Below are 26,722 nucleotides of genomic sequence, written 5' to 3' on the forward strand. Positions count from 1 at the left end.
TTTCTTCTCCTATGCTTGGGGGTGATAGGAGTAAGACGATTCAGGTCAGTAATTATTCCTGGAATTTTCAATTAATTCTGCCATAATACGATAAATACATCTGGCCTCCTATTTGACGCCAGATGTATTCATGTTCAATTTCTGCCGCTTGTTAAGTCAGGGTTTCTTACGCGGTGTTGGCACTATTTCATTATTTGAAGTTGGCTTTCCGCTGCAGGACATCCTGGCGCGCATGACAGACGCTGCCTCCAGATTGACCTCCGCAAATTTGAGGGAGTGGGAGCGAAGTCTGACCATGTCCTGAGACTTGTAGATGTCCCTGACCGCAGATTTTTCAATCGGCACACCATCCTTGCGCAGCCTGTCCCAGACGTGCCACCAACCTGCCGCCCACATACGGCGTTCGTAAATGGTTGCCAACATCAACGCTTCGAGTTCGGTTCTGGTGCAAAGTGCGCCCCTCATCGGTTCCTGAGGTTCGATTTGCTGCGCGGTCAGACGAACGGGATCCGGGTTTGACAGTCTGAGGGCGTTTGCTGTTGGGCCGAGGTCAGCGCCGTTGACGGATTGTGATGGCGACTGAAGTGGCCAGATGAACATGGCAAAGGCTGCTATCAGACCAACTTTGAGGGGCAGCAGAGGCATAGCCAGCTTGAACAGGTCTTTCTGGCCAAACAGGTCATCACCTGCCGACTTGAAAATTGCGATCGGTTTTGCGCTCGCAACCATGGTCTGGCAGTAACCGGTTCCCAGAACCGTCGCCATCACAAGGATCATCGTGTCATGGCCGAATTCAGCAAGCGGTAGTGCAAGCGACGGGATGAGTACTGCTGCGCGTGCGCTTCTGGAATTGATGACCAGGTGTGCGGCGGTCGCAATGACAATCGTCACCAGGATCACAAATTCACGGTGCTGCAACAGGTCCAGCGGCAAGACAAACAGGAGCTTGTCGGCGAGCCACTTCGCCTTGCCGGTTGAAACCACCGCCTGCGCAATGACCCAGGTTGATGCCAGGAAAACCAGCAACTCGGTCTCTACGTTTTTGAACAGAGCCTTTGGTTTCTCGTCAGTGAACAGGGGAGTGACAACAAGTGCTGCCCCAACACAGCCAATGATTGCGATCCCGATGCCGTGGATGCCGGAAGTGACCCATGCCGCGATCAGGAGGCCCAATAGGCATATCAGTTTCTTGTGTTTGCCTGAGAAGTTTGCCTCTGGCACGCGATCTTTGGTGCAAAGAGGCAAGCGACGCTCCTCAGGGGGCACGAACAGCAGCAAAATCAGGACTGTCGCACCGTGCGAGGCAAGAAGGGCCACTGGCAGGGCAAGCAGGATCCATTCAAGAAAGGAGACGGTAAGACCAGTTGAGGTTTGGATGGTTTCAACCGCGATGAAATGAGCCCCTGCGCCAATGAGCGATCCCCCTGCAGACAAGAGAATTGCGCTTGGAAACAGGAGCGCAAGCGCGCGGCGCAAACTGGGTGTTGGCATGACCGGCGCAAGGCTAACAAAGACCGGGAGCAGCAAAGCTGCTCGTCCCGAAGTTGAGGGGATCAAAAAAACCGTAGCGGATACAACAAATGTCAGTGCGTGGAAGAAACCGTTGACGGTGGAAAACGGCATAACCACGCTTTGCGCGAAACGTTCGGTCAGGCCTGAGGATTTGATTGCAGCTGCAATGACAAATGCAGAGATGAGCAGCCAGACAAGTTCGGTTCCAAGAGCCGCGTAAAAACGTTCTTCGGGTAGCGCGCCCGTCAAAACAAGGCCAAGAGCCGCGGAGATCGCCACCACCGAATCCGGTATGGGTGTCAGTGTCCAGCCGACGATTGCCAGACCGGTCAGCAGGAAGGTGATAGCGGCCGGGCGTGACAGCTCGTGCGGGGCCAAGAAGACAAATGCGAACAGTCCAACCGCAATCAGCGTTGCAGCTACAACGTTGAGGCCTGGCAGCGAAGACCTTTTGCTGGAGCGGTCAGGTTTGACGAGCTGTTGTATGTTGGCGGGTGTCGCGGCAAGGGGGTCCATCATCATCTTCCAGTGTCGTGCGTTTGGAAGATTACGAAGCTGGCTCAGGAATTATTCCCTGCCGGTGCAATGGAATTCGATGAGCCACTCGGAGCGGCGTTCAACACCGCCCCTTCTGACTGGTGATGTGGAGTTGCAAGTGGAGCATTGCCAAGGTTGCTCCGTTGCCGGGCCTAGGCGTTGCCACGCGTTTCCAATAGTCTCCTCGCGATCACCTGAGCCTGGATTTCCGCAGCACCTTCAAAAATGTTCAGGATACGGGCATCGCACAAGACACGAGAAATCGCATATTCGAGCGCAAAGCCATTGCCGCCATGGATCTGCAATGCGTTGTCTGCTGCCGCCCAGGCAACACGGGCTCCCAACAATTTGGCCATTCCAGCTTCGAGATCGCAGCGTTTGCCGGAGTCCTTCTGCCAGGATGAGAAATAGGTCAGCTGCCGCGCGATCATCAGTTCGACGGTCATCAGGGCCAGCTTGTCAGAAACCCGGGGGAAGTTGACAAGCGCCTTGCCGAACTGAATGCGCTCCTCAGCGTATTTCAAGCCGAGATCAAGGGCTGACTGTGCGACGCCAAGGGCTCGGGCGGCGGTCTGAATGCGCGCACCCTCAAATGTCTGCATAAGCTGCTTGAAGCCTTCGCCTTCAACCTGGCCCAGAAGGTTCTCAGCCTTGACCTCAAACCCGTCAAAGGCGATCTCGTATTCCTTCATACCGCGATAGCCGAGCACTTCGATCTCACCGCCGCTCATGCCTTCGGCCGGGAAGGGATCCTCGTCTGTGCCTCTGGGTTTTTCCGCAATGAACATGGACAACCCCTTGTAGCCGGGTTCATCCGGATTGGTTCGGGCCAGCAGGGTCATGATGTCGGCGCGCACGGGGTGCGTGATCCAGGTCTTGTTTCCCGATACTTTCCAGACGTCACCGTCCTGGACGGCTCTGGTTTTCAAGGACGCAAGGTCAGAGCCCGTATTGGGCTCGGTAAAGACTGCCGTCGGCAGAATTTCCCCGGACGCAATCTTGGGCAACCAAAGCTGCTTCTGCTCCTCGGTTCCCCCGCACAGGATCAGCTCCGCCGCAATTTCAGAACGTGTTCCAAGAGAGCCAACGCCGATATAGGCGCGTGAGAGTTCCTCGGACACAACGCACATGGCCTCCTTGCCCAGCCCGAGGCCGCCGAATTCCTCCGGTATGGTCAGTCCGAAGACACCGAGTTCAGACATCTGATTGATGACGTCCAGTGGAATGTAGTCGTTCTTCAGATGCCACTCGTGTGCATTTGGAACAACAGTTCCTTCCGCAAAGCGCCGCATTTCGTTGCGGATCTGCTCCATTGTTTCGTCAAGGCCGGGATCGCCGAAGGTCGAGTGACCTGCCTGATCCCGGATCAGTTGGGTAATCTCGGCACGGATTTCCGGTGAATTTCCGTTTTCGATCAATGTCTCAATTTCGTCAGTCAGAAATTCAGCAGCTTCCTTTGCCGAAATGCCGAGATCTGCCAACCGGACGATTTCACCCTGGTTCATGGCGATGCCGCCGAAGATCTGGGCAAGATATTCCGCGAACCCGAGTTGAACGATCTTGTCTTCAAGGTTGCCGTAGCGACCTTCCCCGGTCAGGCGCTGGGCATAGGCATCCAGTTGCCGCATGGATTCCACGTAGGTCGCCAACCAGGCCAGACCGTGTGTTGCCCGTTGTTCCGCCTCCATTCGGCGTGAGGAAATCCGGCCGTCCTCCAAAACCAGATCTCGCACACGCTGCGCGGCCAGATCCAACAGGCGGTCCAAAGATGCAACGGCGGCTTCCGTCAGTTGGCTTTGACTTTTCGGCAATTCCGTCGCGGTCATGGCGGCAGGTGACATTGGCGATCTCCGTTTTCATTTGTTGCGCAGCAGCGCATTTTGTTGAAGCTATGTTGCGTTGCACACACTCATTTGTCGAGCCGGAATTTCTTCATCTTTTGGAGGGGGCGGTTTTCGCGGTGGCCACTTGACGAAATGCGGCGTCAAAGGCCACATCAGAAAGCATGAGAGCACAGCAAACGATTCTGGTGACATATGCCGTCCTGAAGGATGCGGTCGGACACTTTACCAGCGATGACGGGTTCGCCATGGCCAGTCATGTCGCCCTGTCGGGCCTGCTTGCTGTCTTCCCACTGCTTATCTTTATTGCCTCTCTGGCCGGTTTCTTCGGATTTGCCGGTGCTGCAGACACTGCTTCAGATCTTGTGTTCGATGCCTGGCCCGAGAGCGTCGCAGCGCCTGTCGTGCGTGAAATCCACAATGTGCTGACCGTTCCGCGTGGAGATCTTCTGACTTTCGGCGCCGTGGCAGCGCTTTGGTTTTCATCCAATGGTGTGGAAGCGCTCCGGACGGCCTTGAACAGGGCCTACCGTCAGCAGGAAAAGCGAAATTTCGTGCTGCTGCGCCTGCAAAGCCTTGGTCTTGTGCTTTTGGGAGCTGCCATCCTGATAGCCTACACTTTTCTTGTGGTGCTAGCGCCTCTGGCGCTCGAGACGCTCAAGATCTACGTGCCGCAGGTGGAGAGCTTCCTCCTGTCGATCAATGTTGCCCGCTTTACGCTTGCCGGGTCGCTGCTGATCATCGGCCTTTTCATTACCCACTGGCTGTTGCCGAGCGGCAAACGCAGCTTTATGGACCTTTGGCCCGGCATCCTGGCAACATTGGTTCTCTGGATCATTTCAGGCAGTGTTTTCGGCGCTTATCTGGCAAAATTCGCCAATTACGTTTCGACCTATGGCGGTCTTGCGGGGATCATGACCGCACTGATTTTCCTCTATATCTGCGCCCTGGTTTTCATTCTCGGTGGAGAACTGAATGCCGCGATCTCTCGGCAAAGACGCTTCTGGCAGAGGAAAAAGCAGCAACAGGACATGCTTGTTGCCGCGAAGTAGCTTGTCGGCCTAACGTCACGGTTTTCGCGATACGGTTCTTATCGTCTGAACCGCGCCAATAACCAGTGCCATGCCGGCGATCTGAACAAGGGACAGGGTCTCGTTGAAGAGAAAGTAACTCTCGACCGCAGTCGCCACGGGAACCAGGTAGAAAAGGCTTGCAACTTGCGAGACTGCTCCCTCCCGGATCAAAAGCATCAAAAGAAGCACGGCGCCGACGGACAGAACCAGGACGAGCCAGACCATCGCAAAGATGAGATCGCCGGACCAGGTTATCTGCCAACTTTCAAAGGCCGAGAGTGGGACGGTAATCAACAAAGCTCCGACATATTGCCAGATGGTGGCGGCGAGCAGGTCCGTCTGCTGGACAAATCGCTTTTGGTAGACCGTGCCGAGGCTGATGCCGGCGACAGCTGCAAAGACCACCGCGATCGTCACAGCTGTAATGCCAGATCCTCCAAGATCGAATTTGGGCCCTAGAACAAGCGCGAGGCCCGCGGCTCCAATCGCCATGGAGAGCCAGTGCTTTCTTGAGATTGATTCGTTCAGCAATGCCACTGCCATGAGAGCTGTAAGGACCGGTTGCAAACCAACAATGATCGATGACAGGCCGGCCGGCATGCCTTGCTTGATCGCCCAAAAAACGCCGCCGAGATAAATTCCATGCACCAACATACCGGTGATGATGCAATGGCCAATCATGGTTGGAGCCGATGGCCAGGATTTTACCAATGGCAAGGCGAGTACGAACAAGACCGGAATAACTGCCAGAAAACGCAGCGTCAAAAATGCCATCGGCTCGATGTAGGGCGCGCCGAGCTTTGAACCGACAAAGCCCGTGGACCAGAGCAGAACGAAAATAGCCGGCGCGGCTTTGGCGAGAAACTTCAATTCGGCCTCAATGGGAAGACCCTGCGCCGCTGATCGAAACGAAGCGGAGGGCAGACATGGTAACCATCACGTTAATAGTAAATCAGCTTTTATGGCCAACCATTTGCTCATCGCGTGACACTCAAAGGAAATATACCGGTGACCCTCGGTTCGCAATCACCAATTCAGATCTTGTCCCGACTGTCGGTCAAGGTTCGCATCATGGCGTTGAGCCTCTTCACAATCGTTGGCCTGTTGGCTATCGGCGCCGTTTTCTTCTGGAATCAAAGCGAACTCGATACTGCCTTCTCGCGGATGAGTGACAGTTCTCTGCTCGCAGAGGAAGTCGCCGAGTTGTCAGAATCGGGAACAGCGTTGCGCGTCATTGAAGAGCGCTACATCGGTCACCCATCTGCTGAAAAGTTCCAGGCATTCAACGAAGAGCTGGACAGGGCCAAGCAGATTATTGCCAAAGTCTCGACAAACCCGACAGCTGCTCCTTATGCGCCCCAGGTTGCCGACGTAAAAGACACGCTCGAAGGCACGATGGGTGCGTTCGAAATGCTTGACGCAGTACAGCAAAAGATCGGTTACGACAGCACGCAGGGCTATCTTGCCGTCTTGAACGAAACCACCGGAGCCGTCAAAGACCGCCTTGCCGAGGAAATGAAATTCGGTGGTGGGCCGGACTTTGAGAAGCTTGCACGCGCCATTCTCGCGGTTCAGCTGGCCGAGAAAGCGTTTACGCTGGACAATACCCAAGAGGCTGTTGAAGCGTTCGCCACTCAGTTCGCAGCGTTCGAGAAATTGCTCAAAAAGGTCTACATCTCTGACGCGATCAAGAAAGAGTTGTCTGACAACATGGCGAAGTACAAGGCCACGTTTGACGACTACACGGCCGCAAAAATCGATATGGCCGGGCATCTTGAGCTGCTTCAGAACCTATTTGAACTCGTGCCACCACATATCGCCTCATTGAACAAGGCTGCCATGGACATTCAGCGCGAAGCAGGTGCGCAGCTGACAATCGCCCGTTCAATCGCAACATTCGGAATTGGCGGCACGATTCTGGCGCTTCTCATCCTGTTGCCGGCCATTGCGCTGGTGATCGGTCAGTCCATCTCGCAGCCGCTGGCGCGACTTCAAACGGCGATGGAAGCTCTTGCCAGTGGTCAGACGGAACTCGATCTTCCCGAATTGACAGGCAAAACTGAACTCGCCTCCATGAGCCGCACCGTAACGGTTTTCCGGGACAACGCAGTTGAGAGGGCGCAACTTGCCTCCTCGCAGGCTGCAGAGAACCAGCGCCGCGAAGAACGTGTCACGCATCTCGATGAACTTATTGGCGGGTTTGAAGGCACAGTTTCTGACGCACTTAACAGTCTGGACAGGGCAAATGGGGAACTGAAGCAGACGTCTCTGTCGATGGAGCAATCGGCGGACGATGTTGCTGACCAGTCGAATGAAGCTGCAGGTGCCGTGCGTACAGCCGCGGAGAATGTAACGTCCGCGGCGCATTCGGCTGAAGAACTTGCCGCATCAATCGCAGAAATTGCCGGGCAGGCCAACAAATCCACCGAAGTCGCGCAACAGGCCGTGAACAGTGCCTCTTCAACCGTTGCGACAATGCGGGAACTTTCCGGCGCAGCAGATCGTATCGGTGAGGTCATGGGGTTGATCCGTGATATCGCGAACCAGACCAACCTTCTGGCGCTCAATGCCACAATCGAGGCGGCCAGAGCCGGGGAAGCCGGAAAAGGGTTTGCCGTTGTGGCCGCAGAGGTGAAACAGCTTGCCGATCAGACCAGCAAGGCAACCGAAGACATTGCAGTTCAGATCGAGGCAATTCAGGGATCGTCCGGTCAGGCTGTGCGGGCAATCGAGGACGTGAACAAAATCATTACCGACATGGAAAGTCTCGCATCTGCTGTCGCCGCCGCCGTTGGCCAGCAAGATGAAGCTGTCCAGATTATCTCCCAGAATGTCTCCAGTGCTTCAGATCGATCCGACGAAGGCGCCAATCGCATGGAAGCGGTCGGTTCTGCAGCCGAACTTGCCCGCTCAAATGGTGCGGAAGTGGAGCAGCTTGCAGAGACGCTCGGGCGTCAGGGTGACCTTATCCGTCAGGAAGTTGCTGAATTTCTGCAAAGCGTCCGCAGCGCCTGACGCTGTTCTTACTCATAAAAGTCTTTTGAACGTCGCGACCGTCCCGTCGCGGCGTTTCGCCCGTCTGGCGGGCGGGCGTTCTTCATGCTAGGGCAAGGCAAGGTCAATAGGCCAAGCTTGAGGAGCGTGGAACGGAATGCAGGAACAAATCGTCATCATCGGTGCAGGACAAGCCGGCGCCCAGGTTGCCCAATCTCTGCGCCAGGGCGGGTTTGAAGGGCCTTTGCGTCTGATAGGTGACGAACCGCATCCGCCTTACCAGCGTCCGCCGCTGTCAAAGAAATTTCTGGCCGGAGAAATTGGAGCGGAAGGGTTGTGGCTCAGGCCTCCCGCGTTTTTTGAAACCAACAAGATCGATCACATTCCCAACACCAAGGTTGTCGCGATCGACAGGGCCGGGAAGCGATTAACCCTGGAAAATGGTGACACGCTGCCTTACGGGAAGCTGGTGCTCGCGACCGGTACGAACGCTCGCAAACTGACCCTGGAGGGTGCGGACAAGAAAGGCGTCGTAACCCTCCGGTCCATCACTGACGTTGACGATATTCGCGAACGGATGAGCAACAGCAAGCATATTGCCATTATCGGTGCGGGTTATATCGGTCTTGAAGTGGCGGCGGTTGCAAAGTCGCTTGGCAAGGATGTTGCTGTTATCGAGGCGCAGGACCGACCGATGAAGCGTGTCGTCAGCCAAGCCGTTTCGGACTATTTCACAGCGCTCCATCGGGCGCGGGGCATTGATTTGAAGTTGGACACTGGCGTTGCAGCGCTGGAAGGCGATGATGCTGTGACCGGGGTCAAGCTGTCTTCCGGTGAAGTCGTTGCTGCCGAGCTTGTGCTCGTGGCCGTTGGTGCTGAACCGAATGACTGGCTTGCCGAACAGGCCGGATTGGAAACAGACAACGGTATTCTGGTGGATGGCACCGGGCAGACCAGCGACACTGATATATTCGCTGTGGGGGACTGCACACGTTTTTATTCCAACAGGTATCAGCGCTCGGTGCGCATGGAAAGTGTTCAAAACGCAATCGACCAGGCCAAGGCAGCGGCGCAGGCTTTGCTTGGACACGAGGTCGATTATGACCCGTTGCCCTGGTTCTGGTCCGATCAATATGACATCAAGCTGCAGATTGCCGGACTGTCAGACGGCTATGACGATACGGTTCTCACTGGATCTCCGGAAGGCAACAAGTTTTATGTTGCCTACCTCAAGGAGGGTCAGCTCATCGCCGTCGACAGCATCAATTCGCCGCGCTCGCACATGATGGCACGCCGCGTTATCGGCGACGTGTGGCGTGACGACCTGCTACCCGACGCTTGAGGATGCACGGCGTTCAGTCAAGCGTCAGACACCGGCGTTTTGAAGGATAAGCCGGGTCACATCCTTGGGGATCTCCAGATGCACCATGTGACCGACACGCTCGAATATGTGGGTCGCCACGATGCCAGGCAGCTTGTGAGCCTGCCGGGTTGGGAGTATTCGGTCCTGGGTTCCCCAAAGCACCTTGATCGGCATTTGCAAGGCTGCAAGATCGTCCCTTGGTAGCGTCCTTTGCACACGGCCATCGATGATTTCGTCGGCAATAGCCTCGAGAGTCGCAACCGCTCCCGGTCGCGCGCGGCTTTCAGCTGCCGTTGATGCGAGAAATTTCGGCAGTTTGAATTCCCAGCCGAAAAACTGCTCGAGAAGAACTTCCATTTCCGAAGCGTCTGTCGCGGTCGCATAGCGGCGCAGCAGCCGGTGATTGATTTCCGGGCCAAAGCCACCGGGTGCCAGCAAAGTCATGCTGGCAACCAGATCCGGGTTTCGCAGCGCCACCAGAGCGGCCACTGCACCGCCCATGGAGTGGCCGACCATATGAACCTTGGGCAAGTCCAGAGACTCAAGTGACTGTGTCACGGCCTTGGCAGCCACACCGGCATTGCCGATCCGCGGCCAATCAAGGGCTTCGCCATGGCCCGGCAAGTCAAAAGCGATTGAACGCTTCTTGGTGCTGAGAGCCACCTGAATATTCTGCCAGCTCAGGCGGTCGCCACCGAACCCGTGTAGGAGAACGATGGGAGCGCCGTCGTCCCGGGCGGTTGCTTCCTGATCGCGGAACGGTAGATGCGGCCGAGCTGAGGGGCTTAGGTCTGTCATGAGATCAATTTCTTTGTCTGTCCGGGAACGCGGGATACGGCCGGGTCTGTTAATTGAAATGTGTCAGGTCAACGAGAAGAGTGGTTGATGTTCGGAAAACCCGTTGAGCTCAAAAGCGCCAACCGGCTGTGATCTAGATTCTGCAAAGCGCGCAATGTCTTGGGTCATCAGAACATCGACACCGAGCTGTTTTGTCAGGCTCTCGACACGCGCCGCAGCGTGAACCGTTTGACCGATCACTGAAAATGTCAGCCGGTGCGGAACACCGATGTTGCCGAACATGACGGACCCGACGGACAGAGCAATTCCGGATTTCATTGGTCGATCCTGAGATGCGCTCAGATTGATCGACTGCAGACGTTTTCTAGTCTCGTCGGCGGCGGCGATCGCGCGGTTGACGCATTCCTCCAGATTTTGATCGCCTATCGGAAAGGCCCCAAGAACCGCGTCGCCAATGAAATCGAGAACCTCACCTCCATGCTGCAGAACAGCACCCGCGGTTGCTTCGAAATAAGTGTTCAACCAGCCAAGATAGGCATCAGGCCCGAGGGTTTCCGCAATGGCCGTGGATTCGCGCATGTCGCTGTAATAGATGACCGCGTCGATCGTTTCACCGTCGCCATGACGGATTTGTCCGTTGAGGACCTTGTCGCCGGCAATCTTGCCCAGATAGGTCTCGGCAATGGTTTGGCTGATCTGTCCTTCCAAAGTTGCTCGGGCTGCGAGCGCGAGCCGTCTCTGGATATACTGAATAGCCTTCAAGGCTTCGTCGGAGAAGCCGCCCTCCTGACGTGTCGCCCAGCTGACAATGATGCCCGTCGTTGGATATTCGCTCGGAATAGAGGGAATATTGAACTGGGTCGGCATCACCATGTAGTCGGTGTAACCCGCTTCCGACAGCGTTTTGAGCAACGGGAACTCCAACGGTGCGTTCTGGTTGGTCAATCGGCGCCGGAGCATCGGTTCACCGCTCAACAGGACAGCGCGGATCGGACTTGTCAGCCAATCGTCCGTTTCTTCGGCCGAGTGCTGGATCCGTTCGTGTTGCACCGTGCCACCGTTTTCCCAGAATGCGAGCTCAGCCTCGATGAGCGGGTGCAGCGCTGACCACACCAGCATTGACCTGTCGATGGGAACATTGCACTGGCGCAATCGCTCGCACATTTCGGCAAACATGGAGGCCATGTCCGGAGATCCGAGTGCCTGGTCAATCAGCCAGTCCTCGATGCCGTCTATTTCAGCCATACTGATCATGGCGTCAGGTTAGTGACCTTTTGTTCCGGTTTCCAGACGGGCACGGTTCCTCACAACACTATTTTGGCATTGCTTCGGAAACGGCACCAGGCGGGATGATTATCCAATTGATACGTGCATCTGGCATTGGTCCGGAAGTCTGGTAGGGAAAGGTTCTCTGGCCGTGACGAACGGCGTTCGGGTAATGGTGCAGGATCTCGTTCAAAGGTTTGTCCCGCTCGCCGCGCCAAACAATCATCAGTCCCTTCTTCTGGATATCGTCAATGTCGATCCATGGGCTCAGGACCTGATCGTGCAGATAGAACATTGATGGCCGCTCCGGTGCGAACAAGGTGACATTGGCCGCGGACCACATGTCACCGGCAACATAAGCAAGGTTGCTTCCAGTTTCTTCCTGCCATATCGCAGCAAGCTCAAGCGCAACAGCCTTTGCCGGATAGTGCATCCTGGATTGTTTGGTCTTCCAATGAGGTTCCAGAAACGCCTGTCCAAAGAGAACTGCCAGAAAGACAAACTGGATAAAGCCAGCCGACCATAGGGCTCTCTTCGGATGGGGCCATGCTGCCGGTAGCGCCAAATACCGGACGGCAAGCACTCCGGACAGCACGAACATCGGCGTTCCCCACATGTGCTCAAACTCGTTTCCGCTCAAAGCCGAAGTCAGCAGCACCACAGTCAACGGAACAAAGCCAAACCAAAGCAGAAATCGATCGTGTCTCCTGTCGCGCTCGTTCGATGTTTCCTCCACCTTGGACAGGAAGTGAGTCAGGCCGTGAAAGCCGAGGCCGGCAAGAACGACCACCAATAGTCCGGCATGGTTTCCGATCTGAGCTCCCAAAAAATTGAGAGGATTGAAAATGTGATCCCAGAAAAGCATCGCAGGTTTGCTGCGACTGGCTGCGTATTGAAACGTCAGAAAGTCTGTTTCCAGGAGCCAAAAACCATGTGGGACAAGCAGGATCAGGCAGGTGATGGCGCACAGCCACGGTCCGGGGGTCAGCAGATGGTGCCGGGCGTCTTTGAACACAAGTGAATAGAGGCCGATGGTTCCAACCAGAAGCAGCACGAAGTATTTGACGTAAAACCCGAAGGCTGCCAGAGCACCCAAAAGCATCCAGTCAAGCAGGTGTCCTTTTTGTAAGGCCCGGTGAAACAGCAAGATCATTCCGGTCCAGACCGGGATCTGCAGAATATTCGGATTGAATTCAGGCATCGGGAGCGTGAAATAGAAAGTCACGCTTGTCAGAACGACGGCCCAGAACGCTTGCCAATCGGTGAATCCAAGCCGCTTGCCGATGTGCCAGACGAAGACGTATCCGATTCCCGCACAGAGCGCGCTCAGCCAATACCCCCCAGCATATCCTCCCGTCAGCTGGTAGGTCGCTTCAAGTAGCCAAGCCTGCATGGGCGGGTGCTTGGTATATCCAAGCTGAAGTTCGCGGCCCCAGGCAAAACCTTCCACAACATCCAAGGGCGGTCCGGGAAAAAACAGGCTGGGAACAAGCGCATAAAGCAGGCAGACAATGCCACCATAAAGAAGGGCGGCGCGAGAGGCGGGCATGTTGCGGAAGGGCGTGGACAAGATCAGGTTTCAGCGGTTCGATGGGAGAAGGCCCAAAGACGCGCTCCCAGGAAGGTTAAGGCTGGCACGATAGCGATGGAGAACATCAACCCGATGAGATCGGGCCAGGGGGTGAATCCAAGCCAGAGTGCCAGTACGGTTGAATTGAGCGCAAAACCACTTAGAGCAATGACAAGGAACCGGGTCATGGTTTTCATTGCCGTACCCTGTTGACGCAAATGCGCAAAACTCCAGAAATAGTGCCCTCCGAAAGAAACAAAAAACGCGACCAGAAAACCGCAGATATTTGCCGGAAAAGCGGAAAGCTGACCGGTTTCTAATAGTCCGCCGGCAACAGCTGCATGGGTGAGCGTCGCAAGGATGCCGACAATTGCAAATTTTCCGGCAGCCGTAGTCTCGGTCTTCAGCGTTTGCCGAGTGCGCTCAGGCGTCATCAGAGGTCTTGTCCACTTGCGGTGCTGTCTGAGGTTCGGTGCCTTCTATAACGTCCTGCAGAACAAAAACCGGCCGCTGTTTGGCCTCGTTGAACAGCCGCGCGATATACTCTCCAATCATGCCGATCGAGAGCAATTGAACACCGGAGAAGAACAACAAAGCCACCATGAGCGAGGCGTAGCCAGGCACGTCGATGCCGTGCAAAAACACGCGAAGCGTCAGGTAGAAAGCATAGGCGAAGGCCGCCAGAGAAATGATCATGCCACCATAAAACCAGATGCGTAGAGGCAAGGTGGTAAAGCCTGTCAGACCATCAAGCGCGAAATTCCAGAGCTTCCAATAATTGAACTTTCCATTGCCTGCTTTTCGGGGCGGTCGTTCATATGGCAGGGCCATGGACGGAAATCCGACCCAGGCAAAAAGTCCTTTCATGAATCGGTTTCGCTCCGGCAATCGAAGCAAGGCGTCGATTACCGCCCGATCGATCAGGCGGAAATCACCGGCATTCGCTGGCATGTCTATATTCGCTAACCGGTTGAAAAGCTTATAAAACAGTCCAGCGGTGGAGCGTTTCATCAGTGTGTCGGACGACCTGTCCACCCTCAGACCGTAGACGACGTCATAGCCAGCTCGCCAACCGTCGAGCATTTGAAGAATGAGCTCTGGCGGGTCTTGAAGATCTGCATCAATGATGATGGCAATGTCGCCTTTCGCAGCTTCCAGCCCAGCTGAAAGCGCTGCTTCCTTGCCGAAGTTGCGAGACAGTCCCAAAAGGCGCCCGGGCAGGCCTGTTTTCAGCTCCTGTGCGAGCAGGTCTGCTGTGTTGTCGCGGCTGCCGTCGTCAATGAAGACATACTCATATTGCAGCCCAGTGCGTTCAAGTACGGGCTTCGTTGCCTCCAGGAAGTGGAGGATGACTTCTTCCTCGTTGAAAACAGGTACGAGCACGCTGAGAACAGGTGCATCTGGGCGAGTGTTTTCGCGTCGGGAAACGTAGACGGATGCTGCGGCAGTGTTTTCCATTGATGTTCTGGCCGTTTGAATTCGGCGCAACCTGCCGGAAAATCACGAAAAAGGCCAGCCCAAGAGTTCAGGCTGGCCCAAATCAGTTCAATTCCAGTGTGGTTACACCAAGGCACCGTGGCAGTGTTTGAATTTCTTGCCCGATCCGCACGGACAAGGCTCATTGCGGCCAACTTTGCCCCAGGTCGATGGATCTTCCGGATTGCGTTCGCCGCGCGGTGCAGGGTTTGTTCCTGCAAGCGCCATTTCGTCTTCCCCGGTCAATGGGTTGATGTGATGGGCGTGCATTTCCGGCTCTTCCGGCATTTGCGGGGGCTGTTCCGTTACGAGTTCGACGCGCAGCAATTGTGCCGTGGTCATCTGACGGAGTTGTGCCAGCATCGATTCAAACAGCGTGAAGGCTTCGGTCTTGTATTCCTGAAGAGGATCACGCTGTGCATAGCCACGGAAGCCGACCACTGAGCGCAAATGGTCGAGGTTCGACAGATGTTCGCGCCAGAGGTTGTCGAGTGTCTGGAGCAGGATCGCCTTTTCGACCTGACGCATCACGTCGGGCGAGTATTTGGCGACTTTCTGGGCCATGGCCTCGTCCGCCGACTTGCGCAGCCGGTCCCGAACTTCTTCGTCGGCAATGCCTTCCTCGTCCGCCCAGTCCTTTACCGGGACATCGAGATTGAGGTACTTGCCCACTTCTTCCTGAAGACCTTCCGTGTCCCACTGTTCCGGGTAGGCTTTTTCGGGAATGTGTCTTGCGACCAGATCATCGATCACGTCATGCCGCATGTCCGCGACAGCGTCCTGAATGGCTTCGCTGTCCATCAATTCGATGCGCTGTTCAAAAACAACCTTGCGCTGGTCGTTCATGACGTCGTCGAATTTCAGAAGGTTCTTACGAATGTCGAAGTTGCGGGCCTCGACTTTCTGTTGTGCCTTTTCCAGCGCCTTGTTGATCCACGGGTGGATAATTGCTTCGCCTTCTTCAAGGCCGAGCTTTTGCAGCATGGTGTCCATGCGCTCCGAGCCGAAGATGCGCATCAAATCATCTTGAAGCGACAAGAAAAACTTGGAATGTCCCGGGTCGCCCTGACGACCGGAGCGGCCTCGCAGCTGGTTGTCGATCCGGCGGCTTTCATGCCGTTCCGTACCGATGACGTAAAGACCGCCGGCTTCCAGAGCCTTGGTCTTGAGTCTTTCGACTTCGTCGCGGATCTGGGTTTCCTTCGCTTCGCGCTCAGCGCCTTCCGGCATGTCACCCAATTCCATGGCAATCTGCATGTCGGCATTGCCGCCCAGCTGAATGTCGGTACCGCGACCGGCCATGTTGGTTGCAATGGTGACCGCGCCTGGAAGACCCGCCTGCGCGACAATGAACGCTTCCTGTTCATGGTAACGGGCATTGAGAACCGCAAAGACTTTGGACTTGCCGTCGTCTTTCTTCTGCGCAGCCGCGAATGCCGCCGGGTCGCTCAGATCAATCTGCTTGTAGCCATGCTGTTTCTTCAAAAGCTCGGCAAGAAGCTCGGACTTTTCGATGGACGTGGTTCCCACCAGGATCGGTTGGCCGCGCTCTTTGCAATCGTCAATCAGTTTGACAATCGCGATGAACTTCTCCTGGACGGTTCGATAGACTTCGTCGTCATCGTCAATACGTTTGACGGTCACATTGGTCGGGATCTCGACAACTTCCAGCTTGTAGATGTCCGCAAACTCGTCGGCTTCTGTCGACGCGGTGCCGGTCATGCCGGCAAGCTTGCCATACATACGGAAATAATTCTGGAACGTGATTGACGCGAGGGTCTGGTTTTCCGGTTGAATGCGCACTTTCTCGCGAGCTTCGAGAGCCTGGTGCAAACCTTCGGAAAAACGGCGTCCCGGCATCATGCGCCCGGTGAACTCGTCAATGATGACGACTTCGTCGTTGCGGACGATGTAGTCCTTGTCACGCTGGAACAGCTTGTGAGCTTTTAGAGCCTGCTGCAGATGGTGGACGATTGAAACGTTTTCCACGTCATAGAGCGAATCGCCCTTCAAGAGCTCCGCTTCGCTGAGCAATCCCTCGAGCTTCTCGTTGCCGGCTTCCGTAAATGTGGCGGATCGTTGCTTCTCGTCGAGCTCGTAGTCTTCGTCCGTCAGGTGCGGGATGAAGGCATCGACGGTATTGTAGAATTCCGACCGGTCCTCCAGCGGACCAGAAATGATGAGCGGCGTCCTTGCTTCATCAATCAGGATGGAATCGACTTCATCGACAATGGCATAGGCATGATCGCGCTGAACCATCGACTCGCGGTCATGTTTCATGTTGTCGCGCAGATAGTCGAAGCCGAATTCGTTGTTCGTGCCGTAAGTGACATCCGCTGCGTAGGCGTCCCGGCGTTCTTCGTCTGAAAGGCCATGTGTGATGCAGCCGACCGTCAGTCCAAGAAATCTGTAAACCTGGCCCATCCATTCGCTGTCGCGCTGTGCCAGATAGTCGTTGACGGTCACCACGTGAACGCCATTGCCGGTCAGCGCGTTCAGGTAGACCGGCGCGGTTGCAACCAGTGTCTTGCCCTCACCAGTGCGCATTTCTGCAATCTGGCCAGAATTGAGAACCATGCCGCCGATCAACTGTACGTCATAGTGGCGTTGGCCGAGCGCCCTGCGGGCTGCCTCGCGCACGGTTGCAAAGGCAGGGACAAGCAGGTCTTCCACGCTGGCGCCGTTTTTCAGCTGCTCGCGGAACTCGTCCGTTCGGGCGCGCAGCGCCTCGTCCGACAGGGCCTGCACTTCAGGCTCGAGCGCGTTGATCTGCTCCACCGTTGAACGAAATGTCTTTATCTTCCGGTCGTTTGCCGAACCGAATAACTTACGTGCTAAAGCGCCAAGGCCAGCCATGTGGCGGTCCTTCCTCTGAAGGCGGCGCCAATTGGCAATCTGGCGCCTGCCCATGAAATCGTCTCAATTGCTGTCCACGTTGCCGCCGAGCGCAACGCGCTGGCCGGTGAACGCGGCCGAAAAGATGCCAATCCAGCCTGACTGCCGGAACGCTCGACAGATAAGAGGGGGCTCTAAGCTTGTCAACGTCGCTGGAATGCGCAAAGTAGCCACGCCCTCGATTAAATAGAGGGACAACGAATACCGTTCCTATACGTAAAGGACTTCATATGTTCCGAATTTCGATGCGCAGGCCTGTTCAGACGCTTGCCGTTTCCCTTATGGCTCTGTCGCTCGGATCCGTTTCGCTGTCTGCAGCCGAGCCCGGCGATGTGGTGGCAAAGGTGGGTGAAGCGGAAATCACGGAAGCGGATCTCGCGTTTGCTGCCAAAGACTTAGGCCAGGAACTGCAACGGTTTCCACCTGCGCAGTGGCGGCAGCTGTTGCTTGATGCCGTCGTTGACATGGAGCTGCTTGCCCAGGCTGCGCGGCAGGATGGACTCGATCAGGATCCCGATTTCCAGAAGCAAATGGAATTCCTGGAGCTGCAAGCGCTTCGCAATGCGTATTTGTCGCAGAAAATAGGTGATGCGATTTCCGACGAAGATCTGCAGGCTGCCTATGATAAGGAGTTCGCCGATTTCGAAGGCGCAGAAGAGGTCAATGCTCGTCACATTCTGGTGAAGGAGAAGGCCGAAGCTGAAGAATTGATCAAGGAGCTGGACGGCGGCGCTGATTTCGCCGAGTTGGCCCGGGAAAAATCCACCGGCCCGTCTGGACCCAATGGCGGTGACCTCGGTTTCTTCGGTCGTGGCCAGATGGTGCCTCCTTTTGACGAAGCCGTCTTTGCGCTTGATCCGGGCACCTACACAAAGGAACCCGTCGAAACACAGTTCGGCTGGCACGTCATCAAGCTTGAAGGAAAGCGCAAGCAGGAAAAACCTGCTCTTGAAGAGGTTGCCAACGGATTGCGGCAACAGCTCTTCCGCGATCGGTACGAAGCAAAGATGGCGGAACTCAAGGGTGCGGCCACTGTTGAAGTTCTGGACGAGAAACTTGCCAAGCCGGGCGAAGAAAAGCCGGCCACGGAATAAGTTTTAGTACCGTAATGGTGCGCTGATCACCCGGCGGCCTTGTGCCGCCGGGTTTTTTGTTGCCAAACGCCGATTGACGACGCTTGAAAGGACTTGCGCTTCGGTCAAGCTTGCGGCTAGAGCACAAGCACACTTTCTGACCGGGACCGAATTCATGTCGACGACCGTTTCCCCGCTTGCCCCAACGTCCTACCCGGACATGCCGGAACTCAAAGGCGTCAAGTTTGCGACCGCCGAAGCTGGCATCAAATATGAGGGCAGAACCGATGTGCTGCTGGCGACTGTCGCCGAGGGGACCTCTGTTGCAGGTGTCTTCACCCGCTCCAAGTGCCCGTCTGCTCCGGTTGATTGGTGCCGGTCTCGCCTTGCTGGCGGGACGGTGCGGGCATTGCTGGTGAATTCAGGAAATGCCAATGCCTTTACCGGAAGAAAGGGCATGGCTGCCGTCAAACTGTCGGCTGAAATCGTCGCGGGTGCGCTGGATGTTGCCGAAGAAGACGTTTTTTTGGCATCGACCGGTGTGATTGGTGAACCGTTGCCAGCTGAGAAGTTTTCAGTTGTTGTGGAGGGCCTCAAGACCAGCCAGGGCAAAGCAACATGGCTGGATGCTGCGAGTGCCATAATGACCACGGATACCTACCCGAAGGTCGCAACGGCCAGTGTTGATCTGGACGGAAAGACAATTGTTATCAACGGTATTGCAAAAGGGGCAGGCATGATCGCGCCTGACATGGCGACGATGTTGTCCTTCATCTTTACCGATGCCGCTATTGCCCCGGATGTGTTGCAGGCACTTCTCAGCGATGAAACGCCCGGCAGCTTCAACGCTATTACGGTCGATAGCGACACATCGACATCCGATACTGTTCTCTTGTTCGCAACCGGTGCAGCTACTGACAGCGGCGTGGATCCGGTGACATCACTTGACGACCCAAGGATCGGTATTCTCCGCACTGCGCTCGGTGATGTGATGCTCGATCTTTCACATCAGATCGTGAAGGACGGGGAAGGGGCTCGAAAATTCGTCGAAGTTCGCGTCGAAGGCGCGAAAAATGAAGCTTCGGCCAAAAAAATCGCCTTGGCCATCGCCAATTCGCCCCTCGTAAAGACGGCCATTGCGGGGGAAGACGCCAATTGGGGACGCGTCGTCATGGCGGTTGGAAAGGCAGGCGAACCTGCCGATCGGGACCGGCTGGCGATCTGGTTCGGCGACATTCGGGTGGCTGTCGAGGGCGAGCGTGATCCAGACTACAGCGAAGAAGCTGCTTCAGAGGTGATGAAGTGCGAGGAAATTCTTCTGCGGGTCGATCTTGGTCTTGGCGAAGGTGCTGCATCCGTTTGGACCTGCGACCTCACCAAGGAATATGTCGCTATCAACGGTGACTATCGCAGTTGATGGTCCTCTGGTGATATCCAGCTTCTCGTCACACTTATGCTTAATTGCGCCTTCGTCGGGCGTTTCGAATTCGGACACTTCGCCAATGACCAAAATCGTGCTCGTTGCTGCCTGCGCACTTGTGGACACCGATGGCCGGATCCTTCTGGCACAGCGTCCGGAAGGCAAATCCATGGCAGGGCTGTGGGAATTCCCCGGGGGAAAGGTTGAAACCGGCGAGCGGCCTGAGGAAACACTGATCCGGGAACTCCACGAGGAACTCGGAATTGAGGTTAACGAAGCGTGTCTCGCCCCCCTTACTTTTGCGAGCCACACTTACGAAGATTTTCATCTACTTATGCCACTTTTCATTTGCCGAAGATGGGAAGGTGTCCCGCAAGGTCAGGAACGTCAGGCACTCAAATGGGTGCGGGCTGTGAGGTTGCGGGATTATCCGATGCCGGCCGCCGACGAACCTCTCATCCCGCATCTGATGGACGCCGTATAGCGGCAGCGCAGCGAGTATCGAGGTCTGAAATGAAAAGCCGAAAATTATCTGTTTCAGACCGTCAGAGAACGTTTCGCAAGCTCCTTGCAAGGTTCGGACGTGACCAGTCGGGTGCGACACTGATCGAATACGGCCTTATCGTCGGCACGATCAGTATCGCCATTTTGCTCTCAATGACCGTGATCGGAACATCGCTGCGTGATGGTGTTTTCTCGCCAGTCTCGACCGCCATCAAGTCCGCGGACAGCAACATTAAATAACTATTGCTTGTCGTTTCATCCTATCCGGTGAGGGCTACTTGAGCTTCTGCTCTCTGGTACCCAACGCATCTGCAAGTCTTGTCTTGGCCGCGCCGGGTCTCAGGGGCTTTTGTTGGCTTTCGTGCGGAGCCCAACCGGACAGTGTCACGAAAGCAAATGTCGCCCGAATCCGTCCATCCGCGTCGGCATGGTTTTGCGCATAAAGCTCTGCTGCACGAAACAGCACCTTCCGTGACAAAGGTAATCGGCTGCGATCTCTCAGAATGGAGGTTGCGCCCATTGCGCGCAGATCCGCCATCAGTCCGAACATGGAATCGTATCTGACGGTCAGTGTGTCGAGGTCAGTTACAGGCAAAGCAAATCCCGCTCGCTGAAGCAGACTTCCAAGATCGCGCGTATCTGCAAAAGGAAGCACTCTTGCAGCTGCTCCGCCTTTGAGTTCAAGTTCTGCCCGCGTCAGGCTGTCCCGCAATTCCGCAAGGGTACCAGCGCCGGGAAGGGCCGCAAGGAACAGGCCATCAGGCCTCAGGCTTCTGCGAACCTGAATGAGAGCGCCTGGAAGATCGTTGACGAACTGCAGGCTCAAGGCTGAAATCACCAGATCAACTGACTGGTCACGCAGCGGCAACAAGCCGTCATCGCAAACCAGGTCCGGTGGTGACATATGATGATCCGCAACAAACAAGTCCGCTCTGACCAGTCTTTCAGCTTTGCCAGTGTTCCGGATCGCCTGACTTATGAGACCGGTATGACCACCCAGGTCGACTGCAATTGAGAACTGCCGGTTGACCAGATGCAGTCTGTCCTCAAGATCCTCGGCGATCGCCTGCAGAAGAAAGTCCGAGCCTGATTTCGAAGACTTGAGCGCACGCGCACGGCGGGCTCTTAAGAGAGAACGGTCAAAAAGATCAGGCTGGTCGGTCACTTGCAATTCTGTCTTCAGCTGTCGTTGAACGGGTCACATATTGTATCAAGACACCTAGGTCAAAGGTGCGACTTTCAGCCTTGAGTTTTGAGTCGCCTGGTTGAATATTTCGGACCGATGTTTCTTATTGACACGTCGGGTGGCAAGTATCGCTTTGAGGGTGTGTTGTGCGCATGGCAAGGGAACAGCTGCGAAACCTACCGGTGAAGGTTGCCGGAGTTGCCCTGGATTTTTTGTTGCCGCTTCGATGCATCAGTTGCGGTTCGCGCGTTGCCACAAAAAACACGCTGTGTGCCATTTGCTGGCAGGAAATGCCTTTCATAGACAAGCCTTGGTGCCATCGTCTCGGTTCTCCGTTTTCCTATGACGTGGGGGAAGCAGCATGGAGCCCGCGCGCGATTGCAAACCCTCCGGTTTTTGAGCGCCTCAGGGCCGCTGCGCTCTACGAGGGGCCGGCCAGGGATCTCGTTCTGGCCCTCAAATTTTCGAAAAGGCGAGAGCTTGCCGAACCCATGGCGCGCTGGATGGCCCGGAACGGCCAAGAATTCTTGTCGCCGGACAGTGTGATCGTTCCCGTTCCGCTGCATTGGCTGCGACTGGTTTCGCGTCGCTTCAACCAGTCCGCCGATCTTGCGAAGGAAATAGCCGCAGGGTGCGGTGGCTCGTTTGAACCGGAAATGCTGAAACGTCGGAAGCGGACCCGCCAGCAGGTGGGGCTGTCTGCCGAAGAGCGCAGGAAAAATGTCCGATCTGCTTTTGTGGTTGATCCTCGCCGGGGAACTCAATTGCAGGGCCGTCACGTCGTTTTGATTGACGATGTGATGACGACCGGATCGACAATTAGCGCTTGCAGCAAAACTCTGCTTTCAGCTGGGGCTCGCTCGGTGGATGTGCTCACTTTCGCACTGGCAGATCCATCACTTCGCACGTGACTTCTGCCGCTGAGCGTCCCCATTGAGAGTTGGGCTCTCTTGAGTTTTCTGAGATTGGTCGCATATAACGCCGAGATTTTCCGGCGGCAGATCGTGTTTCACGTATTAAACCGCGAAGATAGAAGGAACACTTATCCAATGTCCAAAGTGGTGATCTACACGCGTCAACTTTGTGGCTTCTGCACAGCGGCAAAGCGCTTGCTGGACAAAAAGGGCGTAGACTATCAGGAACAGGATGCGACCTTCAGCCCCTCGTTGAAGCGTGAAATGGTGCAGAAAGCAAATGGCCGTGCGACCTTTCCGCAAATCTTCATCGGCAACAAGCATGTGGGTGGCTGTGATGACCTTCATGATCTGGAGCGAGCAGGCAAACTGGACGCAATGCTTGCGTCCTGATTAACTGGCCGCTCGACGTTAAGGGTTCACGACAAAGGTGGTCTAATGACCTCATTCACGGCAGCATGTATACAGCTTCGCAGCGGTATGGATCCGAAAGCGAATTGCCAAACAGCCGAGGAGCTGATCCGGGCGGCTGCGAAACAGGGTGCGCGTTACATTCAGACACCGGAAATGTCGAATGTTCTTGTCCGGAGCCGTGAGGATCTGCTGGAGCGAATTTTCGATGCCGGTGCCGATCCATTCTTGAGCATGGCAAGATCTGTGGCGTCTGATGAGGGTGTATTTCTGCATCTTGGGTCTCTGGCGGTCTTGAACCAGACAGGAAAAGTTGCAAACCGGGCCTTCATGATTGGGCCGAATGGGTCGATACTTGCCACTTACGACAAGATACACATGTTCGATGTCGATCTGCCAAACGGTGAAAGCTGGCGGGAATCTGCAACATATGAACCGGGCCGCCAGACAGTCATCACCGACTTGCCATTTGCCAGGTTCGGCATGGCGATCTGCTATGATATCCGTTTCCCGGCAATCTTCCGGACGCAGGCCAGAAACGGCGCTGAGGTTTTGACGGGACCCGCCGCCTTTACCAAGCAGACTGGCGAAGCGCACTGGCATGTGCTACAGCGCGCCCGCGCTATCGAAAATGGCGCCTACGTCATATCTGCAGCGCAAGGCGGTCTCCATGAAGATGGACGTGAGACTTACGGTCACAGCCTTATAGTCGACCCATGGGGAGGCATCCTTGCAGAGCGCGACGATGATGAGCCAGGATACATCCTGGCGGAGATTGAAACTGAGACTGTGTCCAAGGCGCGGGGAAGGATTCCCGCGATTGCCAATGAACGGGCCTTCGATTGCCATGTTGCCGAGGGCCTGAGGGAGATACCTGCGTGATCAAATACACGCTTGTCTGCAATGCCACCCATTCATTCGAAGGCTGGTTTCGCAATTCGGATGACTTTGAAGCGCAATGCGGGCGAGGCCTGGTCACCTGTCCAATATGTGGATCGACAGAAGTCAAAAAAGGATTGATGGCACCTGCGGTTTCAACCGCGCGCAAACGCGAAACTCTTTCAGCACCCGTGATGCCAAGCGTTGGCCAAACTGACGTCAGTAAAGCGCCTTCAGCACCTGTGGCACCTGCGGACGCTACACCTGCAACACAGACCTCTGCCCTTTTGCCAGCAGACCTTCAGAAGAAGGAAATTGTCGAGGCACTGCGTGTCGTGCGTGCCCAGATCATTGAAAACTCTGAAAATGTCGGTTCGAATTTCGCCAAGGAAGCGCGCAAGATCCACTATGGTGAAGCCGAAGAGCGCAACATCTATGGCCAGACCACACCAAAGGATGCCGAGGCGTTGATGGAAGAGGGTATTGCCGTCGTTCCGCTGCCCGACCTTCCGGACGACAAGAACTGACGGCAATCCAGTTGATGTCTTTGCGCGCGCTTCGACTTCAGCTCTAAGCCTGACCGCTGCTCGCACATCGATTTCTAGGTCTTTGACGCTGCCTTACGCCTCGTGGACGTTTTTGCGGGTTTGGCCTCCTCAAGGCTTTCTTCCGCGGCCTTGCTGAGTTCGTTGACGCTTTCCAGCGCGGTTTCATTGAGCTCTTCTACGGCCGCAGCATTTTCAGAAAAGCTGTTTCGAAAAAGGGCGGCCTGCTTTTCAAAGTGTTCTTGATATTCAGTCGCCATCCTTGTGTAAAAAGCCTGCAGAGTTGCCATGGATTCTTCCGGCATCGTGCATTGGCTCAACGACTTCGCGCACTCGAAATCCTCGTGCAGGCGATGGCTGACAAACTCCATGTGATCGTCAAAAGCCTGTTCAGCATGGGTCAGGGCCGTTTTGCCCATTTTCTGGAAACTGGCGACAGCCTTAGCCTCAATCCGGTCTTCGCGTTCGGCAAAGGCCCAGTTTGAAAAGTTGGGCATTGGCCACTCGGGCATGGTGAAGCCGAAATCGAAAGCACCTGCATTGCGCTTCGTAGCCATAAAACGTCCTCCGCTTTGGTGTTGGTCGATTGCAGCTCTTTACAAACCAGTTCCGTTGACCGCTGGTCATACGTATGGTGTGGGCTGCAGGCCCTGGGCTTCAGTTCAGTTTGAATACACCAAGGTGTATTCATTATACGCCGGATCACGGGGCCATCCTTGACCCGGATCAAATGTGCCTGCTGATTTTTCGAAAAAGATGTGATCCCGGCCCAACCTGCGAACCTACACCGGCGGAACATTTCGCTAAGGCCGATCCAAAAAATTCTGGAGAGCTTTTGTCACAGCTTCGGGTGTTTCAAGTGTGGAAAGGTGACCCGATCCGGGAACCACCTCAAGTTCACTTCCTGGAATGCAATCATGAATTTCTTGGGACAGTTCAAGCGGTGTCAGTCGATCGCCATCGCCGACCAGAATCAGTGAGGGGCAAGTGATCTCGCTGAGCCTTTTTCGAGAATCCGTTCTGTGGGTGATCGCGGTCTGTTGACGAATGAAAGCGTCAGATCCCGTGTCGTTGGCCATGTCGACCACGACGGACTTCAGGTCTTCATTTTCTTCGTTTTTCTCGTGTACAAATCCGGGAAAAAGCAAATGCGGCACCTTCGTAAACCCGCGCTTGCGGGTCAGATCAATGAGAAACGTCCGCCGTTCCGACTTCTCCGGCGTGTCAGCACGCGAATTGGTGTTGAGCAAAGCCAGTTTGCTGACCCGGCCAGGTGCTTCCCTCATGATTTCCATCGCAATATAGCCACCCATGGACAGGCCAATTAAAGAGAACCGTTCAGGAGCTCTTTCCAGAATTGCAGCAGCTATGTCCGGAATGCTGTCGTGGTGACGATGATCGGCAACCATAATTGGCCGATCTGCGAATGCAGCTATTTGCGGTGCGAACAGCGCCTCCGTACACAACAAGCCTGGTATGAAGACGATCGGATCGCTCATCATGCGGTCTCAGGACGTTCCGCGAGCAGCATATAATTCACATCCATGTCGCGGGATTGTGCCCAGCTGTCAGTCAACGGGTTGTAGCTGACACCGCTGCGGTCGATGATATTGAGGCCGGCTGTGCTCAGCGGGGTTTCAATTTCGGACGGTTTCACCAGCTTGTCGTAGGAATGGGTACCTTTTGGCAGCCAGCGAAGCACGTATTCGGCACCAAAAATGGCAAGTGCATAGGCCTTCATGGTCCTGTTGATCGTTGCAACGAACATCATCCCGCCCGGTCGAACCATGTTGCTGGTCGTTTCAAGAAAGAGAGGAACATCGGCGACGTGTTCCACGACTTCCATGTTGAGTACAACATCGAATGTCTCTCCTGCCGCAGCAAGCCCCTCGGCAGTTTCGGCACGGTAGTCGATCGTCAGTCCGGAACTTTGCATATGCAGTCGCGCGATTTCGATGTTGGTTTGCGACGGATCTGCACCGACGACATCTGCGCCAAGACGTGCCATGGGTTCACTCAAAAGGCCACCGCCACACCCGATATCAAGAAATCTCAAGCCTTTGAAGGCGTCTGAAGATTTGGGGTCCCTGTCAAATCGGCGGCAGACTTCCTGTTTGATATAGGCAAGGCGTACCGGATTGAATTTGTGCAATGGCTTAAATTTGCCTGCCGGATCCCACCACTCCTGCGCCATGGCGGAAAAACGCGCGACTTCTTCGCTGTCGATCGTCCCGGACGTCTGCTGCGCTTTGCTTGTCATCGGTGTTCCTTTCATGAGCGATGCTTTTGCCGCTCCCGCTCGTCAGACCGCTGTCGTTTCAAAGTCCATGCCTGTTTGTCAAGGTTATAGGGGGTTTGGGAAGTTGGGGAATGGTCGCAGGAGATCCTCTTTCAGTATGTGCTGTTGAGCGTTTCTCAAGACAGCTCCTGAAAATTGCAAGTCCCGGCAGCAAATGCCTGGAGAT

General features: G+C 55.4%; 25 protein-coding genes. 12 read left to right on the forward strand and 13 right to left on the reverse strand.

The window, feature by feature from the left end; translation table 11 throughout:
- Nucleotides 1-156: 156 nt before the first annotated feature.
- Together FIV00_RS04875 and FIV00_RS04880 are read right to left on the reverse strand one after the other, a co-directional pair.
- Entirely contained in the window at nucleotides 157-2,034 is a 1,878-nt protein-coding gene (locus tag FIV00_RS04875) for an SLC13 family permease (RefSeq protein ID WP_152499699.1), read from the reverse strand.
- A 167-nt stretch (nucleotides 2,035-2,201) separates the two neighbouring features.
- On the reverse strand, nucleotides 2,202-3,890 hold the full coding sequence (locus FIV00_RS04880) for an acyl-CoA dehydrogenase family protein (RefSeq protein ID WP_152499700.1): 1,689 nt from the start codon (nucleotides 3,888-3,890) through the stop codon (nucleotides 2,202-2,204).
- Between the two features lie 164 nt (nucleotides 3,891-4,054).
- Between FIV00_RS04880 and FIV00_RS04885 the strand changes: the two genes are divergently transcribed.
- Nucleotides 4,055-4,942 (forward strand): YihY/virulence factor BrkB family protein, encoded by an 888-nt coding sequence (locus FIV00_RS04885; protein ID WP_152499701.1) that lies wholly within the window; start codon nucleotides 4,055-4,057, stop codon nucleotides 4,940-4,942.
- Nucleotides 4,943-4,957: 15 nt separating this feature from the next.
- Here the strand turns inward: FIV00_RS04885 and FIV00_RS04890 are convergent, their stop codons facing one another.
- Nucleotides 4,958-5,833 carry a DMT family transporter gene (locus tag FIV00_RS04890; RefSeq protein ID WP_173005889.1) on the reverse strand — a complete coding sequence of 292 codons (876 nt, stop codon included), beginning with the start codon at nucleotides 5,831-5,833 and terminating at the stop codon, nucleotides 4,958-4,960.
- A 138-nt stretch (nucleotides 5,834-5,971) separates the two neighbouring features.
- Between FIV00_RS04890 and FIV00_RS04895 the strand changes: the two genes are divergently transcribed.
- Both FIV00_RS04895 and FIV00_RS04900 read left to right on the forward strand, forming a co-directional pair.
- A complete protein-coding gene (locus tag FIV00_RS04895) occupies nucleotides 5,972-7,978 on the forward strand; it encodes a methyl-accepting chemotaxis protein (protein WP_152499702.1) in 2,007 nt (668 codons plus the stop codon).
- Nucleotides 7,979-8,114: 136 nt separating this feature from the next.
- On the forward strand, nucleotides 8,115-9,299 hold the full coding sequence (locus FIV00_RS04900; RefSeq protein WP_152499703.1) for an NAD(P)/FAD-dependent oxidoreductase: 1,185 nt from the start codon (nucleotides 8,115-8,117) through the stop codon (nucleotides 9,297-9,299).
- A gap of 24 nt (nucleotides 9,300-9,323) precedes the next feature.
- Here FIV00_RS04900 and FIV00_RS04905 read toward each other — a convergent pair whose 3' ends face one another.
- The 6 genes from FIV00_RS04905 to secA form a co-directional block, all read right to left on the reverse strand.
- A complete protein-coding gene (locus FIV00_RS04905) occupies nucleotides 9,324-10,118 on the reverse strand; it encodes an alpha/beta fold hydrolase (protein ID WP_152499704.1) in 795 nt (264 codons plus the stop codon).
- A gap of 63 nt (nucleotides 10,119-10,181) precedes the next feature.
- Nucleotides 10,182-11,372, reverse strand: a complete 1,191-nt coding sequence (locus tag FIV00_RS04910) for an adenylate/guanylate cyclase domain-containing protein (RefSeq protein WP_152499705.1) — start codon at nucleotides 11,370-11,372, stop codon at nucleotides 10,182-10,184.
- A gap of 58 nt (nucleotides 11,373-11,430) precedes the next feature.
- The gene (locus FIV00_RS04915; RefSeq protein ID WP_209006815.1) at nucleotides 11,431-12,954 is read right to left on the reverse strand and encodes a glycosyltransferase family 39 protein; all 1,524 of its coding nucleotides are present in this window, start codon (nucleotides 12,952-12,954) and stop codon (nucleotides 11,431-11,433) included.
- Nucleotides 12,955-12,956: 2 nt separating this feature from the next.
- Nucleotides 12,957-13,388: a GtrA family protein gene (locus FIV00_RS04920; protein WP_152499706.1), complete on the reverse strand. Its 432-nt coding sequence runs from the start codon at nucleotides 13,386-13,388 to the stop codon at nucleotides 12,957-12,959.
- Entirely contained in the window at nucleotides 13,378-14,412 is a 1,035-nt protein-coding gene (locus FIV00_RS04925) for a glycosyltransferase family 2 protein (RefSeq protein ID WP_152499707.1), read from the reverse strand. The genes FIV00_RS04920 and FIV00_RS04925 overlap by 11 nt, the downstream gene beginning before the upstream one ends.
- 102 nt (nucleotides 14,413-14,514) lie before the next feature.
- Nucleotides 14,515-17,286, reverse strand: coding sequence for a preprotein translocase subunit SecA (gene secA / locus FIV00_RS04930; RefSeq protein ID WP_152499708.1), 2,772 nt, complete (start codon nucleotides 17,284-17,286; stop codon nucleotides 14,515-14,517).
- Here secA and FIV00_RS29630 point away from each other — a divergent pair, their 5' ends adjacent.
- The 5 genes from FIV00_RS29630 (at nucleotide 17,287) to FIV00_RS04950 (ending at nucleotide 20,562) form a co-directional block, all read left to right on the forward strand.
- Nucleotides 17,287-17,427, forward strand: a complete 141-nt coding sequence (locus FIV00_RS29630) for a hypothetical protein (RefSeq protein WP_173005890.1) — start codon at nucleotides 17,287-17,289, stop codon at nucleotides 17,425-17,427.
- Nucleotides 17,428-17,555: 128 nt separating this feature from the next.
- Nucleotides 17,556-18,419, forward strand: a complete 864-nt coding sequence (locus FIV00_RS04935) for a peptidylprolyl isomerase (protein ID WP_209006816.1) — start codon at nucleotides 17,556-17,558, stop codon at nucleotides 18,417-18,419.
- A 154-nt stretch (nucleotides 18,420-18,573) separates the two neighbouring features.
- Entirely contained in the window at nucleotides 18,574-19,815 is a 1,242-nt protein-coding gene (gene argJ / locus FIV00_RS04940) for a bifunctional glutamate N-acetyltransferase/amino-acid acetyltransferase ArgJ (RefSeq protein ID WP_152499709.1), read from the forward strand.
- A gap of 85 nt (nucleotides 19,816-19,900) precedes the next feature.
- Nucleotides 19,901-20,302: an 8-oxo-dGTP diphosphatase MutT gene (gene mutT / locus FIV00_RS04945; RefSeq protein ID WP_152499710.1), complete on the forward strand. Its 402-nt coding sequence runs from the start codon at nucleotides 19,901-19,903 to the stop codon at nucleotides 20,300-20,302.
- A 29-nt stretch (nucleotides 20,303-20,331) separates the two neighbouring features.
- On the forward strand, nucleotides 20,332-20,562 hold the full coding sequence (locus FIV00_RS04950) for a Flp family type IVb pilin (RefSeq protein WP_152499711.1): 231 nt from the start codon (nucleotides 20,332-20,334) through the stop codon (nucleotides 20,560-20,562).
- 34 nt (nucleotides 20,563-20,596) lie between these two features.
- On the opposite strand, the gene FIV00_RS04955 is transcribed toward FIV00_RS04950, so the two are convergent.
- Nucleotides 20,597-21,487, reverse strand: coding sequence for a class I SAM-dependent methyltransferase (locus tag FIV00_RS04955; protein ID WP_152499712.1), 891 nt, complete (start codon nucleotides 21,485-21,487; stop codon nucleotides 20,597-20,599).
- 173 nt (nucleotides 21,488-21,660) lie between these two features.
- Here FIV00_RS04955 and FIV00_RS04960 point away from each other — a divergent pair, with 173 nt between their 5' ends.
- The 4 genes from FIV00_RS04960 (at nucleotide 21,661) to FIV00_RS04975 (ending at nucleotide 24,239) form a co-directional block, all read left to right on the forward strand.
- Nucleotides 21,661-22,419 carry a ComF family protein gene (locus tag FIV00_RS04960; protein WP_152499713.1) on the forward strand — a complete coding sequence of 253 codons (759 nt, stop codon included), beginning with the start codon at nucleotides 21,661-21,663 and terminating at the stop codon, nucleotides 22,417-22,419.
- 138 nt (nucleotides 22,420-22,557) lie between these two features.
- On the forward strand, nucleotides 22,558-22,815 hold the full coding sequence (gene grxC, locus FIV00_RS04965) for a glutaredoxin 3 (RefSeq protein ID WP_152499714.1): 258 nt from the start codon (nucleotides 22,558-22,560) through the stop codon (nucleotides 22,813-22,815).
- A 45-nt stretch (nucleotides 22,816-22,860) separates the two neighbouring features.
- Nucleotides 22,861-23,715, forward strand: coding sequence for a carbon-nitrogen hydrolase family protein (locus tag FIV00_RS04970; protein ID WP_152499715.1), 855 nt, complete (start codon nucleotides 22,861-22,863; stop codon nucleotides 23,713-23,715).
- Complete coding sequence (locus tag FIV00_RS04975; protein WP_152499716.1) at nucleotides 23,712-24,239, forward strand: DUF1178 family protein; 528 nt, start codon at nucleotides 23,712-23,714, stop codon at nucleotides 24,237-24,239. The genes FIV00_RS04970 and FIV00_RS04975 overlap by 4 nt, the downstream gene beginning before the upstream one ends.
- Before the next feature lie 74 nt (nucleotides 24,240-24,313).
- Here the strand turns inward: FIV00_RS04975 and FIV00_RS04980 are convergent, their stop codons facing one another.
- The 3 genes from FIV00_RS04980 to ubiG form a co-directional block, all read right to left on the reverse strand.
- Nucleotides 24,314-24,814 (reverse strand): hypothetical protein, encoded by a 501-nt coding sequence (locus FIV00_RS04980; RefSeq protein ID WP_152499717.1) that lies wholly within the window; start codon nucleotides 24,812-24,814, stop codon nucleotides 24,314-24,316.
- A gap of 246 nt (nucleotides 24,815-25,060) precedes the next feature.
- Nucleotides 25,061-25,759 (reverse strand): alpha/beta fold hydrolase, encoded by a 699-nt coding sequence (locus FIV00_RS04985; RefSeq protein WP_209006817.1) that lies wholly within the window; start codon nucleotides 25,757-25,759, stop codon nucleotides 25,061-25,063.
- Nucleotides 25,756-26,517, reverse strand: a complete 762-nt coding sequence (ubiG, locus tag FIV00_RS04990; RefSeq protein WP_152499718.1) for a bifunctional 2-polyprenyl-6-hydroxyphenol methylase/3-demethylubiquinol 3-O-methyltransferase UbiG — start codon at nucleotides 26,515-26,517, stop codon at nucleotides 25,756-25,758. Before ubiG ends, FIV00_RS04985 begins: the two co-directional genes overlap by 4 nt.
- Nucleotides 26,518-26,722 lie beyond the last annotated feature (205 nt).

This window comes from Labrenzia sp. THAF82 (assembly GCF_009363435.1).
Classification (GTDB): Bacteria; Pseudomonadota; Alphaproteobacteria; order Rhizobiales; family Stappiaceae; genus Roseibium; species Roseibium porphyridii.

Coding starts and splice junctions, on each gene's coding strand:
- FIV00_RS04875 (WP_152499699.1), bottom strand. CDS start 2,034: ATGATGATGGACCCCCTTGCCGCGACACCCGCCAACATACAACAGCTC.
- FIV00_RS04880 (WP_152499700.1), bottom strand. CDS start 3,890: ATGTCACCTGCCGCCATGACCGCGACGGAATTGCCGAAAAGTCAAAGC.
- FIV00_RS04885 (WP_152499701.1), top strand. CDS start 4,055: ATGAGAGCACAGCAAACGATTCTGGTGACATATGCCGTCCTGAAGGAT.
- FIV00_RS04900 (WP_152499703.1), top strand. CDS start 8,115: ATGCAGGAACAAATCGTCATCATCGGTGCAGGACAAGCCGGCGCCCAG.
- FIV00_RS04905 (WP_152499704.1), bottom strand. CDS start 10,118: ATGACAGACCTAAGCCCCTCAGCTCGGCCGCATCTACCGTTCCGCGAT.
- FIV00_RS04910 (WP_152499705.1), bottom strand. CDS start 11,372: ATGATCAGTATGGCTGAAATAGACGGCATCGAGGACTGGCTGATTGAC.
- FIV00_RS04920 (WP_152499706.1), bottom strand. CDS start 13,388: ATGACGCCTGAGCGCACTCGGCAAACGCTGAAGACCGAGACTACGGCT.
- FIV00_RS04925 (WP_152499707.1), bottom strand. CDS start 14,412: ATGGAAAACACTGCCGCAGCATCCGTCTACGTTTCCCGACGCGAAAAC.
- secA (WP_152499708.1), bottom strand. CDS start 17,286: ATGGCTGGCCTTGGCGCTTTAGCACGTAAGTTATTCGGTTCGGCAAAC.
- FIV00_RS04935 (WP_209006816.1), top strand. CDS start 17,556: ATGTTCCGAATTTCGATGCGCAGGCCTGTTCAGACGCTTGCCGTTTCC.
- argJ (WP_152499709.1), top strand. CDS start 18,574: ATGTCGACGACCGTTTCCCCGCTTGCCCCAACGTCCTACCCGGACATG.
- mutT (WP_152499710.1), top strand. CDS start 19,901: ATGACCAAAATCGTGCTCGTTGCTGCCTGCGCACTTGTGGACACCGAT.
- FIV00_RS04950 (WP_152499711.1), top strand. CDS start 20,332: ATGAAAAGCCGAAAATTATCTGTTTCAGACCGTCAGAGAACGTTTCGC.
- FIV00_RS04960 (WP_152499713.1), top strand. CDS start 21,661: ATGGCAAGGGAACAGCTGCGAAACCTACCGGTGAAGGTTGCCGGAGTT.
- grxC (WP_152499714.1), top strand. CDS start 22,558: ATGTCCAAAGTGGTGATCTACACGCGTCAACTTTGTGGCTTCTGCACA.
- FIV00_RS04970 (WP_152499715.1), top strand. CDS start 22,861: ATGACCTCATTCACGGCAGCATGTATACAGCTTCGCAGCGGTATGGAT.
- FIV00_RS04980 (WP_152499717.1), bottom strand. CDS start 24,814: ATGGCTACGAAGCGCAATGCAGGTGCTTTCGATTTCGGCTTCACCATG.
- FIV00_RS04985 (WP_209006817.1), bottom strand. CDS start 25,759: ATGATGAGCGATCCGATCGTCTTCATACCAGGCTTGTTGTGTACGGAG.
- ubiG (WP_152499718.1), bottom strand. CDS start 26,517: ATGACAAGCAAAGCGCAGCAGACGTCCGGGACGATCGACAGCGAAGAA.